This window comes from Amycolatopsis umgeniensis (assembly GCF_014205155.1).
In the GTDB taxonomy this organism is placed as follows: Bacteria; Actinomycetota; Actinomycetes; order Mycobacteriales; family Pseudonocardiaceae; genus Amycolatopsis; species Amycolatopsis umgeniensis.
Genome location: NZ_JACHMX010000001.1, coordinates 7,842,349 through 7,857,929, shown reverse-complemented (window position 1 = coordinate 7,857,929; position 15,581 = coordinate 7,842,349). Strand labels below are relative to the sequence as shown.

The window sequence follows — 15,581 nt, the reverse complement described above, 5'->3', positions numbered from 1 at the left end:
CTCGCTGGTCAGAAGATCTCGTCGGTGAGGAAGTCGAAGACCTTGTCGACAGCGGCGTCGAAGAGCAGGTCGTCGAACTCGTCGTCCTTGTCTCCGGCCGCATAGGCCAGCAGCAGCTTCTTCAGCGGCTTGGCGACCTTCTTGCGGTCTTCGGGCTCCAAGTCGCTCAAGCGCTCGCTCAGCCGCTCGATGTCGGCGAGCACCTTGGCGACGGCTTTCTTGTCCGCCATCACGAAATCCCCAGTTCGGTGGCCAGGAAGTCGACGACTTCGTCCGCGGTCGCGTCCTCCAGCCGCCCACCGACGTCGGTCCCCGGCGTGGTGAGGCCGTCGAGCAGCGCCCGCAGCCGTCCGGCGACCGCCGTGCGGCCGTCGTCGTCGACCCCGGTCAGGCGCGCCTCGAACGCGTCGAGTTCGGCGAGCACCGCGTCCGCTGCGCTGAGCGACGGCGGGGCCAATTCGGCCAGCAGATGCCCCGCGAGCGAGGCGACCGTCGGATGGTCGAACACGGCGGTGGCCGACAACCGCAGCCCGGTGACGGCGTTGATCCGGTTGCGCAGTTCGACCGACGTCAGCGAGTCGAACCCGAGGTCCTTGAACGCGCGCGCCGGATCGATCATGCCGCCCGCCTCGTGCCCGAGGACGGCGGCGGCGTTGTGCCGCACCAAATCGATCAGCAGGGCCGTGCGTTCTTCGTCCGGCAGTGCCGTGAGGCGCTCGGCGAGGCCGGCGCCTCCCGTCGTCGCGCGCCCGGCCACGCGCCGGGTCGCGACCTTCGCGAGGCCGCGCAGGACAGGCGCGACCTCGGTCGTCCGGGCGTGGGCACGCAGCGCGGCCCGGTCCAGTTCGATCGGCAGGACGGTGGTGAACCCGCCGTCGAGGGCGGCGTCGAACAGGGCGAGTCCGGACTCCGCTGTCAGCGGCGGCAGCCCTTCGCGAGCCATCCGGTCGACGTCGTTCCCGGCCAGCCCGCTGCCCATTCCCTCACGCCACAGACCCCACGCGAGCGAGACGGCGGGCAGGCCCCGCACCCGGCGATGGGCGGCCAGCGCGTCCAGGAAGGTGTTCGCGGCCGCATACGAAGCCTGCCCCGCGGAACCGACGATCCCGGACACCGAGGAGTAGAGCGCGAACAGCGCCAGGTCGTGGCCTCGGGTCAGCTCGTGCAGATGCCAGGCCGCGTCCACCTTGGGACGCAACACTTTCGCGAGCCTTTCGGATGTCAGCCCGGTGAGCACGCCGTCGTCGAGGACGCCCGCGGTGTGCACGACGCCGGTCAGCTCGACGCCGTCCAGCAGCGCGGCGAGCGCGCCCCGATCCGCGACGTCACAGGCGACGACGCGGACTTCGGCGCCCAGCCCGGTCAGCTCGGCGGCGAGTTCGCCCGCGCCCGGCGCGTCCGGACCGCGACGGCTGGTGAGCAGCAGTTTGCGGACTCCGTGGGTGGTCACGAGATGCCGCGCGACGAGCGCTCCGAGTCCGCCGGTGCCCCCGGTGACGAGCACCGGCCGCTCCGGATCCAGTGCTCGCGGCACGGTCAGCGCGACCTTGCCGACATGCCTGGCCTGGCTGACGAACCGGAACGCGTCCGGCGCGTGCCGGACGTCCCAGGTCCGCACCGGCAGTGGGGTGAGCGCCCCCTTGTCGAACAGCGCGAGCAGCTCGGCCCAGATCTCGGCGGTCCGCGTCCGGCCCGCTTCGATGAGGTCGAAGGCCCGGTAGGCGACGTTTTCGGGCGCGCGGACGTCGGTCTTGCCCATTTCGAGGAATCGGCCGCCGGACGCGGTCATGCCGAGGGACGCGTCGACGAACTCGCCCGCGAGGGAGTTGAGCACGACGTCGACACCTCGGCCGCCGGTGGCCGCCCGGAAGCCGGCCGCGAAATCGAGGGTTCGCGAGGACGCGATGTGCTCCGCGGGCAGTCCGGCGGCGCGCAGGACGTGCTGTTTGCCCTCGCTCGCGGTGCCGAACACCTTCGCCCCCAGGTGGAGCGCGAGCTGGGTCGCGGCCATCCCGACCCCGCCCGCCGCGGAGTGAATCAAGATCGACTCGCCCGACTTGAGCCCGGCGAGGTCGACCAGCGCGTAGTAGGCGGTCAGGAAGACCAGCGGCACTGTCGCGGCCTGCTCGTCGGTCCAGCCGTCCGGGATCCGGGTCAGGAACGGGCGCTCGCCGACGGCGACCGGACCGATACCGCCGTGCACCATGCCCATCACGCGGTCGCCCGGCGCCAGATCGGTCACCGCCGCGCCGGTGGCCAGCACCGTCCCGGCGACCTCGCAGCCCAGCGGCCCGGCCTCACCCGGGTACATGCCCAGGACGTTCAGCACGTCGCGGAAGTTCAGCCCGGCCGCCCGGACGGCGATGCGCACGTCGCCGGGTCCGAGGTCGGGTTCGTCGATCGGGGTCAGGGCGAGGTTTTCGACCGTGCCCTCGCCGGATTTGTCCAGCCGCCAAGGTCCGGCGGGCGGCAGCAGAACCCCCGCGCCCGCCTCGGCGATCCGAGGGACGAGCGGAACGCCGTCGCGCACCGCGACCTGCGGTTCCCCCGTCGCCACGGCCAACGGCACGTCTTCGAGCGCGGCGTCGACGAGGACGAACCGGCCCTGGTGTTCGGCCTGCGCGCTGCGCACCAGTCCCCAGATCGAGGCGGCCGCCGGAGCCGCGGCGTCGGGCCCCGCCGCGTGTCGCGTGTGGACGACCAAAGTGGACTCTTCCCGCGTCACCCAGTCCTGGAGCACTTCCAGCACGTGGGCGCCGAGTTCGTGTGCCGAGGTCACCGGGTCACCCTCGGGCAGCAACGACAGCACGGCGGGCTTGCCCGGAACGACCTCCGGATACGTCGTGCACGCCACCGGTTCCACGGCCGCGACCGGCGTCCAGTCCACAGTGAACAGTCCGGCGGGAAGCTCCCTGCCGCGTGCGGAGGGTCGGCGGACGACCAGCGACTCGACGCTCAGCACCTCTGCGCCCGAGGGATCGACGGCGACCAGCGACACGGTGTCCGCCGCGTGGAACGTGATCCGCAGCCGCAGCGCTGTCGCGCCACTCGCCCGCAGGCGGACTCCCGACCAGGAGAACGGCAACCCTCCGGCGGATTCCGCGGACTCACGCAGGAACATCGCGTGCAGACCGGCGTCCAGCAGGGCCGGATGGATGCCGAAGCCGCCGCCCTCGTCGCCGGGGAGCGCGACTTCGGCGTGCACGTCGTCGCCGTCCACCCACACCGCTCGCAGGCCGCGGAAGACGCCTTCGTAGCCGAATCCGGGCAGGTCGTCGTAAAAACCCTCCAAGGATGGGGATTCCCCCGGTGGTGGCCACGTGACGGCCGATGTGACGGCGTCGGTGTCGGGGACGAGAGTGCCGTTCGCGTGCCGGGTCCAGTCCTCGCCGTGCTCCGGTCGCGAATGGACGGTGACCGCGCGGCGGCCGTCGTCGTCCGCGGCGGCCACGACCACCTGCACCTCGACCGGGGCCGCGAGGACGAGCGGTGCGCCCAAGGTCAGTTCCTCCACACATCCGCAGCCTGTCTCGGCGCCGGCGTGCAGGGCCAGCTCGAGGAATCCGGTGCCGGGGAACAGGATGTCGTCGCCGACCCGGTGCCCGCTCAGCCACGGCTGGTCGGCCACCGAAAGCCGCGCGGTGAACACGGTGTCACCGCCGGGGACCGGCACCACCGCCCCGAGCAGCGGGTGTTCGGCGTTGCGCAGGCCGAGTCCGCGCGCGTCCTTGGCGGGTCCGGCGGCGAGCCAGTAACGCGACCGCTGGAACGGGTAGGTCGGCAACGCGATCCGGCGCCCGCCCGGGGCGAGCGCCGCGAAGTCGACATCCACCCCGCGTACGTGAACGGTGCCCAGCGCGGTCAGGATTTCGGGCACCTCGGGCCGGTCCCGGCGGAGCAGCGGCCGGGCGACGCCGTCGTCGACCAGCGCCGAAAGAACGCCGTCCGGGCCCAGCTCCAGGTAGGTGCCGCAGCCGTTGTCCCGCAGCACACGCAGCGCGTCGGCGAAGCGGACGGTCGCCTCGACGTGGCGGATCCAGTACTCGGCCGAGTCGTGCCCGCCGATCTCGGCGGTGACCGTCGAGACGATCGGCAGGTTCGCGGGGTGGTAGTCGGCGAGCCGCGCGATCCGGGCGAAGTCGTCGAGCATGTCCCGCGTCAACGGCGAGTGGAAGGCGTGGCTGACGTTGAGCCACTTGACCTTGCCGTCGAATCCGGCGAGCGCCGCCTCCAGCGTGGCACGCGCGCCGGACAGTACGACGGCTTCCTCGCCGTTGACGGCGGCGATCCCGGCGCTGCTCTCGTACCCGGTCAGCAGTGCGCGAGCCGTTTCTTCGGAGGCACGGAGGGAGACCATCGCGCCGCCTCCGGGCAGCTCTCGCATGAGCCTGCCGCGAGCGGTCACCAGCATCGCCGCGTCGGACAGCGACAGCACACCCGCGACGTGCGCGGCCGCGAACTCGCCGACCGAATGCCCGCACAGGTAGGCCGGGACGACCCCCCAGGACTCCAGCAGGCGGAACAGCGCGACCTCGACGGCGAACAGCGCGGGCTGCGCGTAGTCGGTGCGGTCCAGCAGCGCCGGGTCCGCGTCGCCGAACACCACGTCCCGCAACGGCGGATCGAGCTGCGGGTCCGCGTGGGCGCAGACCTCGTCGAAAGCCTCGGCGTAGACGTCGTAAGCGTCGTAGAGCCCCCGGCCCATCGCGATCCGCTGAGCACCCTGTCCGGTGAACAGGTACGCGAGTTCGGCGGGCTCCTGGAGCGGGCCACCGCGCAGCACCCGCTCGTCGAAAGCGGTCAGGGCTTCCGTCAGGCCCGCGGCGTCCGGCGCCAGGACGAAAGCGCGTTCGGCCAGCGTCGCCCGGGTCTTGGCGAGCGAGAAGGCCAGGTCCAGCGGATTCGCTTCGACGGCGGCGAGCTGGGCAGCGTGGGCACGCAACGCCTCCGGGTCGGCGGCCGAGAAGGCGATCGCGATCGGGGAAGACACCTCGGATGCGGGCACTTCGGACGCGGCTGGCGCCGGTTCTTCGAGGATCAGGTGGGCGTTGGTGCCGGAGATGCCGAACGACGAGACGGCGGCCCGGCGCGGTTCCTCGCCGCGCGGCCACTCGACCGGCTCGGCCAGCAGCGAAACCGCACCGGCGGACCAGTCGACCGCCGGTGTCGGATCGTCGCCGTACAGGGTGCGCGGCAACCGATCGTACCGCAGTGCCATGATCATCTTGATCACCCCGGCCGCCCCCGCGGCCGCCTGCGCGTGCCCGATGTTGGCCTTGACCGAACCCAGCCACAGCGGGGTTTCCCGGTCCCGGCCGTAGGTCGACAGCAGCGCCTGCGCCTCGATCGGGTCGCCGAGGGTGGTCCCGGTCCCGTGCGCTTCGACGGCGTCCACAGTGGACGGATCGACCCCCGCGTCGGCCAGCGCGGCGCGGATCACCCGTTGCTGAGAGGGGCCGTTGGGTGCGGTGAGCCCGTTCGACGCGCCGTCGGAGTTGACCGCGCTGCCGCGGATCACCGCGAGCACCGGATGGCCGTGGCGTTCGGCGTCGGAAAGCCTTTCCACGACGAACATCCCGGCGCCCTCGGCCCACGCGGTGCCGTCCGCCGCGGCAGAGAACGGCTTGCAGCGTCCGTCCGGCGCCAGGCCGCGCTGGTGCGAGAAGGCCACGAACGGACCGGGCGTGCCGAGCACGGCCACCCCGCCGGCCAGCGCGAGGGTGCATTCACCGTTCCGCAGCGCGCGGACCGCGAGATGGAGGGCGACCAGCGAGCCGGAACACGCGGTGTCGACGGTCAGGGCGGGCCCTTGCAGGCCGAGCGTGTACGCGATGCGGCCGGAGACGACGCTCGGCGCGCTGCCGGTGAGCAGGAGCCCGTCGAGGCCTTCGGGCGCGTCGGCCAGCCGGGTGCCGTATTCCTGCGGCTCGGCGCCGACGAACACCCCGGTCCGGCTGCCGGTCAGGGTTCCGGCGTCGATCCCGGCGCGTTCCAGCGCCTCCCACGCCGTTTCCAGTACCAGGCGCTGCTGCGGGTCCATGGCCAGCGCCTCGCGCGGCGAGATACCGAAGAACCCGGCGTCGAATTCGGCCGCGCCGGGCAGGAAACCGCCGTGGCGCACGTAGGTCCGGCCCGGTGTGCCAGGGCGGGGGTCGTACAGGCCGTCGACGTCCCAGCCGCGGTCGCGGGGGAACTCCGTGACGACGTCCCTGCCTTCGTCCACAAGGGACCACAGGGCGGCGGGCGAGTCCGCGCCGCCGGGGAAGCGGCAGCCGATGCCGACGATCACGATCGGCTCGCCGGTGTCCGCACCGCTCTCCGCGGCGTCCTCGGCCTCGGCTCCGAAAAGGCACTCGTCGAGGAAGTCCGCCAGGGCTTCCGGCGCCGGATGGTCGTAGGCGAGGGTCACCGGCAGCTCGAGACCGGTCTCGGCGCTCAGCCACGCGTGCAGCTTCACCGCCAACAGCGAATCGAACCCCAGGTCGGCGAAGGTGCGGCCGGCCGGGAGCGGCCCGTCCAACACCGCCGACGTCGCCCGGCGCACCAGGCCCAGCAGCGTCCGGCGCCGTTCGGCGCGCGGCCTGCTCTCCAGCCGTCGCAAGGAATCCAGCTCGGTCATGCGCGCACTCGCCACCTCGGGTCGCCTGGCACAGGGAAGTCACGGTCCAGCTATCCACAACGGGCCGGGCGGGCGGGGCGGAACTGTTCCACCGCCGGGTAACCGCGCGCCCCTCAGCCGGGTTTCCGTGCCATGGGCAAGCGGTGGAAAAGGTATCCAGCGCACCGGTTCGGAATCGTTAACGTGGTTTTCGGCGAACCGGATTTCAGCGTTGAGACCCGTAGCCGCACGAGAACGCCGGCGTCCGCCGTGCCGGCCCGGGGTCGTCAGCGCGACGCCAGAACTAGTGCCGGAGGTAACGCCGATGACCATGTCTCCCGTCGAAGAACGCGTCCTGCCCCGCCAGCGGGCCGAGGCGGCGCCGCCGACGAGCATGCTGTGCCCCGATTTCCCGTTCGCCTACGACGACTGGATCCGCCACCCCGCCGGCATCGGCCGCGTGCCACGCCAGGCGCACGGCACCGAGGTCGCGGTGATCGGCGGCGGACTGTCCGGGATGGTGGCCGCCTACGAGCTGATGAAGCTCGGCCTGAAGCCGGTGATCTACGAGGCCGAGCAGCTCGGCGGCCGGATGCGCTCGGTCAGCCTGCCCGGCTACCCGGACGCCGTCGCCGAACTGGGCGCGATGCGCTTCCCGCCGTCCGCGGGCGCTCTTTTCCACTACATCGACAAGGTGGGGCTGGAGACGACGCCGTTCCCCAACCCGCTCTCCCCCGCGTCGCCGAGCACGGTGATCAACCTGCACGGCGAGAACCACTGGGCCCGCACGTCCGCCGACCTCCCCGCGGTGTATCGCGAGGTCAACGACGCCTGGACGAAGACGCTGCAGGAGCAGGCGGATCTGTCGCTGATGGAGGACGCCATCCGGCGTCGTGACATCACGACCATCAAGGCGCTGTGGAACCATCTGGTCACCAAGTTCGACAACGTGTCGTTCTACGGGTTCCTGACCTCTTCCCCGCTGTTCTCCTCCTTCGAGCACCGCGAGATCTTCGGCCAGGTCGGCTTCGGCTGCGGCGGCTGGGACACCGACTTCCCCAACTCCGCGCTCGAAATCCTGCGGGTGATCTGCACCGACACCAGCGACGAGCACCACCGGATCCTCGGCGGCTGCCAGCAGCTGCCGCTCGGGCTGTGGGCCGACGAGCCCGCCGACCTCGAATACTGGCCGTCCGGCACGTCGCTGAAGAGCCTGCACGGCGGCGAGCCGCGTCCGGCGGTGGTGCGGATCGACCGGACCGGCCGCGGGTTCACCATCGAGGACGCGAACCGCGACGTGCGCACCTATCCGGCGGCGATCTTCGCCGCGCAGAACTGGAATCTGCTCTCGGGGATGAAGAGCGACGACGCCCTGCTGCCTCAGCCGGTCTGGACCGCGCTGGAGCGTACGCACTACATGGGCGCGTCGAAGCTGTTCGTCATCACCGACAGGCCGTTCTGGCTCGATCAGGACCCGGAGACCGGCCGCGACGTGATGAGCACGACGCTCACCGACCGCATCCCGCGCGGGGTCTACCTGATCGACAACGGCCCCGACGAGCCCGGCACGATGCTGCTTTCCTACACGTGGAACGACGACTCGCTGAAGGTCGCTTCGCTGACCCCGGACGAGCGGCTCGACGTGATGCTCTCCGCGCTGGCCAAGATCTACCCCGGCGTCGACATCCGCTCCCACATGATCGGCCCGCCGATCGCGATCACCTGGGAGACCCAGCCGCATTTCAAGGGCGCCTTCAAATCCTGCCTCCCCGGCAGCTACCGCTACCAGCGGCGGCTGTTCACCCAGTTCATGCAGCGCGACGCCGCCGACCACCACCGCGGCTTCTTCCTGGCCGGCGACGACGTCGCGTGGATCGCCGGTTTCTCCGAGAGCGCGGTCACCACCGCGCTGAACGCCGTGTGGGGCGTCGTCGAGCACCTGGGCGGCGGCACCCATCCGGACAACCCCGGTCCCGGCGACGTGTTCGACGAGATCGCCCCGGTGAGCCTGGATTGACAGCGGAAAGGACTTCCCCATGTTCGCGAAGATCTATTCCCCCGACGCGGTCACCGGCGGCGCGGCCTTCGAACAGCAGGCGCTCCGCGTCGCCGAAGTGCTGCGGGACCGCGGTGTCGGCTCCGGTGACCGTGTCCTGCTCAAGGCCGACAACACGTTGGCCTATCTGACGATCCTCGTCGCGCTGATGCATGTCGGCGCGTCGGTGGTGCTCGTCGATCACATGGAGCACGCCGACCGCACGGCCGAGACGATCACCGGTTCCGGTGTCGTCCTGGCGGTGATCGACGACGACGCGCCGATGCCTCCGGACGCGCCCGCGGCCTACACCTACGAGATCATGGTGGCCGCCGCCGACCGGACCCCGACCGACGTCCAGTTGCGTTTCGACGTCTGGGAAAAGCTGCCCGACAGTCTCGTGATGTGGTCGTCCGGCTCGACCGGCGTCCCCAAAGGCGTCGCGAAGAACGGCGCACGGTTCCTGAAGAACCTGGAACGCAACGCCGATCTGGTCGGTCACGTCGCCGAAGACGTCCTCCTGCCGTTGCTGCCGTTCAACCACCAGTACGGCCTTTCGATGGTGATGATCGCGTGGCTGCGGGACTGCTCGCTGGTGATCGCGCCCTATCGCCGTCCTGACCGGGCACTGCGCCTGGCCGGACGTGCCGGCGCGACGGTCGTCGACGCGACGCCGTCCACCTATCGGAGCCTGTTCAACATCATCGGCAAACGTCCGGCGCTCAAAGCGGAATTCTCCCGCGTGCGCATGCTGTGCAGCGGCGCCGCCCCGCTCGAACCCGGCGTCGTGGCGCAATCCGACGAGCTCTTCGGCATGCCGCTGCTCGACAGTTACGGCAGCACCGAAATGGGCAACGTCGCCTTCGCGAATATCGGGAATCCGCGTGGCTGTGGGCAAATCGTCGAAGGACTGACGCTGGAGGTGCGCGCCGACGACGGCACCGTGCTGCCCGACGGCGAAGTCGGCGAACTGTTCGTGCTCGACCCGGACCTCATGGAGGGTTACCTCGACGGCACCGGACAGGTGCTCCCTGCCGACCGCGGCTGGTACGCCACCGGCGACCTCGGCCGTCTCGACGCGGACGGGAACCTGTTCGTGGTGGGGCGCAAACGCGCGGTGCACCGCAACGGGCACACCCTGCATCCCGAGGTGATCGAGCACCGGCTGGCCGGAGAGGGCTGCTCCGCGAAGATCGTCGCGCTGCCCGACCAGCGTCGCGGATCGAGCCTGGTGTTCGTCGTCGAGGACGACGCACAGCGGGACTCGCGCTACTGGCGTGACCGGATCTGCGGCGTGCTGCCCCCGGCCGAGCAGCCGAACCGCGTCCTCGTCACCGATCAGTTCCCGTTGAACCGCAACGGGAAACCGGACCGGAAGCGGCTCGAGCAGTTCGCCGCGGCCGAACAACTCTGATCCGATCACGAAGCTGGGTGTGCACTGTGGACAGTTTCACGGATGCCGTCCTCTTCCCCGGTATGGGCCCCGCCCGTGCCGCGGAACTGGGCAGGTTCCTCGTCATCGACCCGTCGGCTCGGCGCCTGCTCGGCGCGGCGGAGCACGCGCTCGGCCGCTCCCTGCTGGATCCGCTCGCCAGAAGGGGCGAAGAGTACAACGAGCACACCCAGATCGCGTTCGTGCTCGCGTCGCTGGCGCTGGCCGAACGGGCCGAGCGGGAGCACGGGCTGGCACCGGTCGCGGTCGGCGGCGCCAGCTTCGGTGAACGCGCGGCCGTGGTCCGCGGCGGTGCTCTTCCCGTCGAGGATCTCGTCCGGCTCGTCGACGCCGTCGCACGCCGGGAACGGGAGTATTTCGAGACGGCGCATCAGGATCTCGTCAGCCAGTTCATCGTGCGGACGCCGGAGACGGCGCTCGGCGAGATCCTCGACGGGATCGGCCACGAGCTCTCCGGCCGGTTCGACGACGAGGTCCACCTCGTGACCCTGCGTGAGACGAAGCTGGACGAGTTCGTCCGGCGGGTGCGGGCCTCGGGCGGATACGCGCTCACGACCATGCGTCCCGCCGCCCACGCGCGGATGCTCGGCGGGCTGCGCGACAGGCTGGCGGAAGAGGTCTTCGGCGGGTTCGTCTTTTCGGATCCGGTGCTGCCGATCGTGTCCGATCAGGACGGAGGACCGGTCCGGACCGGTGAGGAGGCGGCGTCGCTCCTGCTGGAGTCGACGGTCAACGCTGTCCGGCTGCCCGGGCTGGTCCACCGGTTCGCCAGGCTCGGCGTCGGCCGGGTCCTCGTCGCCGGTCCGGACCACCTGCTGCACCGGCTGCCCGGACTGACGTCGGCGTTCACCCTGCTGCGCGCCGACATCCGGGACACGCTGAAACCGAAACCCCGGCCCCGCCTGCCCGAGGCGGTGGCGGCATGAGTTCCAAGGCCCGCGACATCGCGACGATCATGGTGGCCTGCCTGGCGCAGCTGATGGTCGCGATCGACATGACCGTGCTGCATCTGGCCGTCCCGGCGCTGACCACACAGCTCGGCGCTTCGGCCGAAGAACTGCTGTGGATCGCGGACGTCTACGGCTTCGCCATGGGCGGCCTGCTGGTGACCATGGGCAACCTCGGCGACCGGTTCGGCAGGCGGCGGGTGCTCCTGATCGGGGTGGCCGCGTTCGCGCTGGGCTCGCTGGTGGCCGCCTACGCCCCGAGCGCCGAAACGCTCATCGCGGCTCGCGCGCTGCTGGGGGTCGCGGGTGCGGCCGTCCTGCCTTCGACGACTTCGTTGCTGCGCGCGGTTTTCACCACCCAACGGGCACGGACCGCCGCCGTGGGTGTCACCGCCGGGGTGTCGGCCGCGGGCTTCGCGATCGGCCCGATCGTCGGCGGAGTGCTGCTGGAGCACTTCTGGTGGGGCTCGGTCTTCCTGGTCAACATCCCGGTGGCGCTGCTGATCCTCGGCGCCGCCCGCGTCGTGCCCGAATCCCGGTCCAGCGGCAGGCTTCGGCTCGATCTGCCCAGCGTGCTGCTGTCCATCATCGGACTGGTGGCCGTGGTGTACGCGTTGAAGGGCGCGTTCTACGTCGGCGTGTGGTACCCGGAGGTGCTCGGCGCGTTCGCGGTCGGAGGCGCGTCGCTGTGGTGGTTCGCCCGCCGTCAGCGGCGGCTCGAGCAACCGCTGATCGACCTGGAACTGTTCCGGCGCCGAGGATTCTCGGCCTCGGTCGGCTCGAATCTGGTGTCGGTGTTCACGATGTCGGCGTTCGCCCTGATCTCCAGCCAGTATTTCCAGCTCGTCCTGGGCTGGAGCCCGCTGCGCTCCGGGCTGGCGTTCGTACCGGGCGCGATCGCGGCGCTCGTCGCGGGCGGTGTCCTGGCGGCGAAGGCGGTGCGCCGGTTCGGCCGGGCACCGACGGTCTCGGGAGGGCTGGCGCTGGCATCGGTCGGCTTCGGGCTGTTCGGCGCGGTGAACACGGACTCGACGTACGTGCTGGTGCTGGCCGCGCAGGTGGCGTTCGGCGCCGGCGCGGGGCTCACGCTGACCGCCACCGGCGACACCATCCTCGGCACGGTCCCCCGCGACCGCGCCGGCGCCGCGTCGGCGATCTCCGCCACCGCCTACGAACTCGGCGGCTCACTCGGCATCGCGGTGGTCGGCAGCGTGCTGTCGGCCGTCTACCACGCCGAACTGACCCTGCCCGCCGGCGTCCCGCCCGATCTGGCCGCCCAGGTGCGGGAGTCGTTCAGCGCCACGGCGGCGGTCGCGACCGGCCTGCCGGAACCGGTGGCGACGGCGGTCCGCACGGCGGCGGAGGAGTCGTTCGTCGGCGGCATCCGCACCAGCATGCTGGGCAGCGCGGCGGTGATGGTGGTCCTCGCGGTGGTGGCGCTCCGGAGCCTGCGCGGCGTGCCGAAGGTGATCGAGACGGACGTACCCCCTCCGCAGCCCGATCCCGTCTCGGAAGCCCCGGGCACCCGTATTTAGTCCTCCGGATGCGGTAGTTGCACACGCAAGGACCGCATCCAGAGGACTAAATGCGGCTAGAGAGCGCTTTCTCCAGAGGGCTGACTCCGGTGGAAGCGGTCGACCGTGGTCCGCCGGGGCAACTATGCTGGCCGAAGGTGCCCCGGCCGCCTGACCTCCCGACCGAACGCTCCTCCTTGCGCCATGCTCGGAGCGACCGTCGCCCGGCCGCGCCGTGGTCCCGCGCCGGCCGAGGAGGGAAATGGGAGCGACGGCCGTCACGAGTGCCGGACCGGAAGACGCGCAGGCCGCTTTGGACCGGGTGCTCACCGGATCCGGCGCGATCTGGGTGCTGCACGGGCAGGCGGGCAGCGGCCGCAGCACCGTCCTTTCCGGGCTGGCCCAGCGCGGACGCCGCTCCGGCGCCGCCGTGCTGGCCGTGCCCGCCGGTCCCGAGCCCGAGACCGTCCTGCTCCGGCTGACGACCCAGCTGGTCGAGCTGATCGCGACCCTCGACCGGCCCGAGCTGGTCAGCATGCTCAGCGCGGTGGCCTGGCTGCGCGCCCGGCTCGAGTCGGGATCCGGCACCGGACCGCAGACGACGGCCCACGATCTGATCACCGTCCTCTCCACCCTCGCCCCACGCAGCCGGATCGTGCTGCAGTTCGACGACTTCGACCTGCTGCCGCCGGAACTCGCCACCGTGCTCACCCTGGTCGCCGAGGGTGCCCGCGCCGTCGGGACGGTCACCGTCGCGACCACGACCGGACGAGGCCCCGCGGGCGGACCGGTCGGCAAACTGCTCGCGATCGCCGACGGCACGGTCGGCCTCCGTCCGCTGACCGCGGCGGAGACGACGGCGTTGCTGCCCGGCTGGACCACCCGGGCCGGCCGGATCGCGAGCGATCCCGCGCTCGTCAGCGCGGTGCGCACCGCGCTCGGTCCGCTGTTCGGCAATCCCGGCACGGTCGGCGCGACGATCGCGGGCCTGCGCGCCAGCGGAAGGCTGTCGGTCGTCGACGAGCACGTCTGCCTGACCGGCGCGGGAACCCCGATCGTGCTGCCCGCCGGACAGGCGGAGACGCTCAGGCGGCTCGAGCCTCGGGTCCGGCGGCTGGCCGCCATCATCGCGGTGCTGAGCGAACAAGGCGCCCTCACGCTGGAGAGGCTGCCCTGGTTGGCTTCCGCGGCGGCGCTGGCGCCGTCCACCACGGGGCAGGCCCTCGACGAGCTGGTCCGGGCCGGGATCCTTCGCGGCGGGACGGACGGCGCGGTGGAGTTCGCCGTCCCCGCACTGGCCGACAGGCTCCGGCTCGAACACGGCTCGCGCTGGCGCGCCGTGTTGCACCGGCGGATCGTCCGCGACCTCCTCGACAGGCAGCCGGTCGATCCCGCCGAGGTCGCCCCGCATCTCGCCGAACTCCCGCCGTCGCCGCCCGACCCCGGGACGGCGGGACTGCTGCTCGCCGCGGCCGCGGCCGGGAAGACCGACCTGCCGACCGCCCGCCGCTACCGGATGGTGGCGCTCCGGCTGCTCGCCTCATCCGACGGCCGGTTCTCCGAAGTGCTCCGCGCTGTGCTCAAGGACAGTCTCGCGGCCGGTGGCTACGGCGCGCTGGCCGACGACCTCGCCACCGTCATCGCGCCGCGGCTCGCCGACCCCGGGCCGTCCGCCCGGCTGTCCGCCACCGTCCTGATGTGCTGGCTGGGCGCCCTCGCCCACGAGCAACGGCTCGCCGAACTCGACGTCGTCCGACCGCTGGCCGCCGAAGTCGGCCGGGTCCTCGACAAGGCTCCCGAATGCGGTCGGCTGCTCGACGCGGTCAACCGGGCCGACCGGCCGGTGGCCGCCGAGGCGGTGCGGGCGCTCGCGCGTGCGTGCGGCGCGGAGGACGACCACCTGTTCGCCCTCGGCGCCGGGATCCTGCTGGGCGCGTTGCCCGGCGACGGCGGCAGACCCGCCGAGGAGTGGTTGGTACTGACGGAAATGCCACCGCACGAGGACGTCGCCGAAGCCGCCGAGGTCCTCGACACGGTCAGTGTCCTGAATGTCCTGCTGCGCGGCCGCTACCAGCCGCCGACGTCCGGGTTCTCGGTCGATTGGCATACGGTCCGGCAGGCTTACCGCGAGGGCGAGTGGGACGCGGCGCTGTCGCTCGCGCGCCAGCTCGAAGGCGATCGCCTGTGGTGGGATCCGCCCCGCCGCCACCGGTTCGCGAGTGTGTTCGCGGCGGAGATCCGCGCGCAGCGCGACCAGCCGGACCGAGCGGCGGATTGGTTGCGCCGCTTGCCTTTCCAGACTTCCGCCGACGCGTACGTCGCGTGGGTCCGCTGCGGGCTGCGCCAGTCGGCAGGACAGCACGACGAGGCCTTGGAACGGGGCTGGCGGGAGTACACCGACTGCCGCGAACGCGGGGTGCGCGCGGGGATGGAACGCCTGCTCACCCGGCTCCTGCACGGGGCAAGGCAGCAGGGGGACACCGAGACCCTGACCCGCCTGCTGGCCGAACTGGAGGGTCTCGCCACCCGCAGCCCGACGGCCTCGGTCCAGGAAGCGGCCCTGGTGTGCGGCGGCCTCGTGCGCGGGGACATGGAATCGGTGCGCGCGGGGGTCAAACTGGCCCGGCAGTCCGGCGACGTGTTCCGGATCGCGGAGGCGTGCACGGCGTTCGGCGAGGTGAGCCCGGTCCCCGGGCCGTCACTGCTGGAGGCGCATCGGACGTTGAAGCGGCTGGACGCCGTCGTGGCGCTCGCGTCCGTTTCGGCCCTGCTCGATCGGCACCGGATCGCCTACTCGCCGGACAGGACCGACAGGACCGACAAGGCGGGGCTGGATCCCTTGGAGCGCCACATCGTCGGCCTGATCGCGAGCGGCCGCACGAACCGGCAGATCGCGGCGGCGCTGCAGGTCAGCGAGAAGCGCATCGAAGCCAGGCTGACGTCGCTGTTCGAACGCACCGGCAGCCAGTCCCGGGTCGAGTTGGCGGCGGCGTGGCTGCAGGGACGTCTCGGTCCCGCCGGATCCTGACCGGGC

The 15,581-nt window shown here is 71.7% G+C and carries 7 protein-coding genes; 5 read left to right on the top strand and 2 right to left on the bottom strand.

The genetic code is table 11. The features are described 5' to 3' along the window. Positions 1-8: 8 nt before the first annotated feature. Both HDA45_RS36555 and HDA45_RS36550 read right to left on the bottom strand, forming a co-directional pair. Complete coding sequence (locus HDA45_RS36555) at positions 9-230, bottom strand: hypothetical protein (protein WP_184903195.1); 222 nt, start codon at positions 228-230, stop codon at positions 9-11. Continuing rightward, entirely contained in the window at positions 230-6,619 is a 6,390-nt protein-coding gene (locus HDA45_RS36550; protein WP_184903193.1) for a type I polyketide synthase, read from the bottom strand. The genes HDA45_RS36555 and HDA45_RS36550 overlap by 1 nt, the downstream gene beginning before the upstream one ends. A 304-nt stretch (positions 6,620-6,923) precedes the next feature. Between HDA45_RS36550 and HDA45_RS36545 the strand changes: the two genes are divergently transcribed. The 5 genes from HDA45_RS36545 to HDA45_RS36525 all read left to right on the top strand — a co-directional run bounded on the left by HDA45_RS36545 (position 6,924) and on the right by HDA45_RS36525 (position 15,575). Further along, positions 6,924-8,615 carry a flavin monoamine oxidase family protein gene (locus tag HDA45_RS36545; protein WP_184903191.1) on the top strand — a complete coding sequence of 564 codons (1,692 nt, stop codon included), beginning with the start codon at positions 6,924-6,926 and terminating at the stop codon, positions 8,613-8,615. A 19-nt stretch (positions 8,616-8,634) separates the two neighbouring features. After that, on the top strand, positions 8,635-10,047 hold the full coding sequence (locus HDA45_RS36540; RefSeq protein WP_184903189.1) for a class I adenylate-forming enzyme family protein: 1,413 nt from the start codon (positions 8,635-8,637) through the stop codon (positions 10,045-10,047). 26 nt (positions 10,048-10,073) lie between these two features. Continuing rightward, positions 10,074-11,012 carry an ACP S-malonyltransferase gene (locus tag HDA45_RS36535; protein WP_343072225.1) on the top strand — a complete coding sequence of 313 codons (939 nt, stop codon included), beginning with the start codon at positions 10,074-10,076 and terminating at the stop codon, positions 11,010-11,012. Further along, the gene (locus HDA45_RS36530; RefSeq protein ID WP_184903186.1) at positions 11,009-12,568 is read left to right on the top strand and encodes an MFS transporter; all 1,560 of its coding nucleotides are present in this window, start codon (positions 11,009-11,011) and stop codon (positions 12,566-12,568) included. Before HDA45_RS36535 ends, HDA45_RS36530 begins: the two co-directional genes overlap by 4 nt. 241 nt (positions 12,569-12,809) lie before the next feature. After that, positions 12,810-15,575, top strand: a complete 2,766-nt coding sequence (locus HDA45_RS36525; RefSeq protein WP_184903184.1) for a helix-turn-helix transcriptional regulator — start codon at positions 12,810-12,812, stop codon at positions 15,573-15,575. Positions 15,576-15,581: the final 6 nt, after the last annotated feature.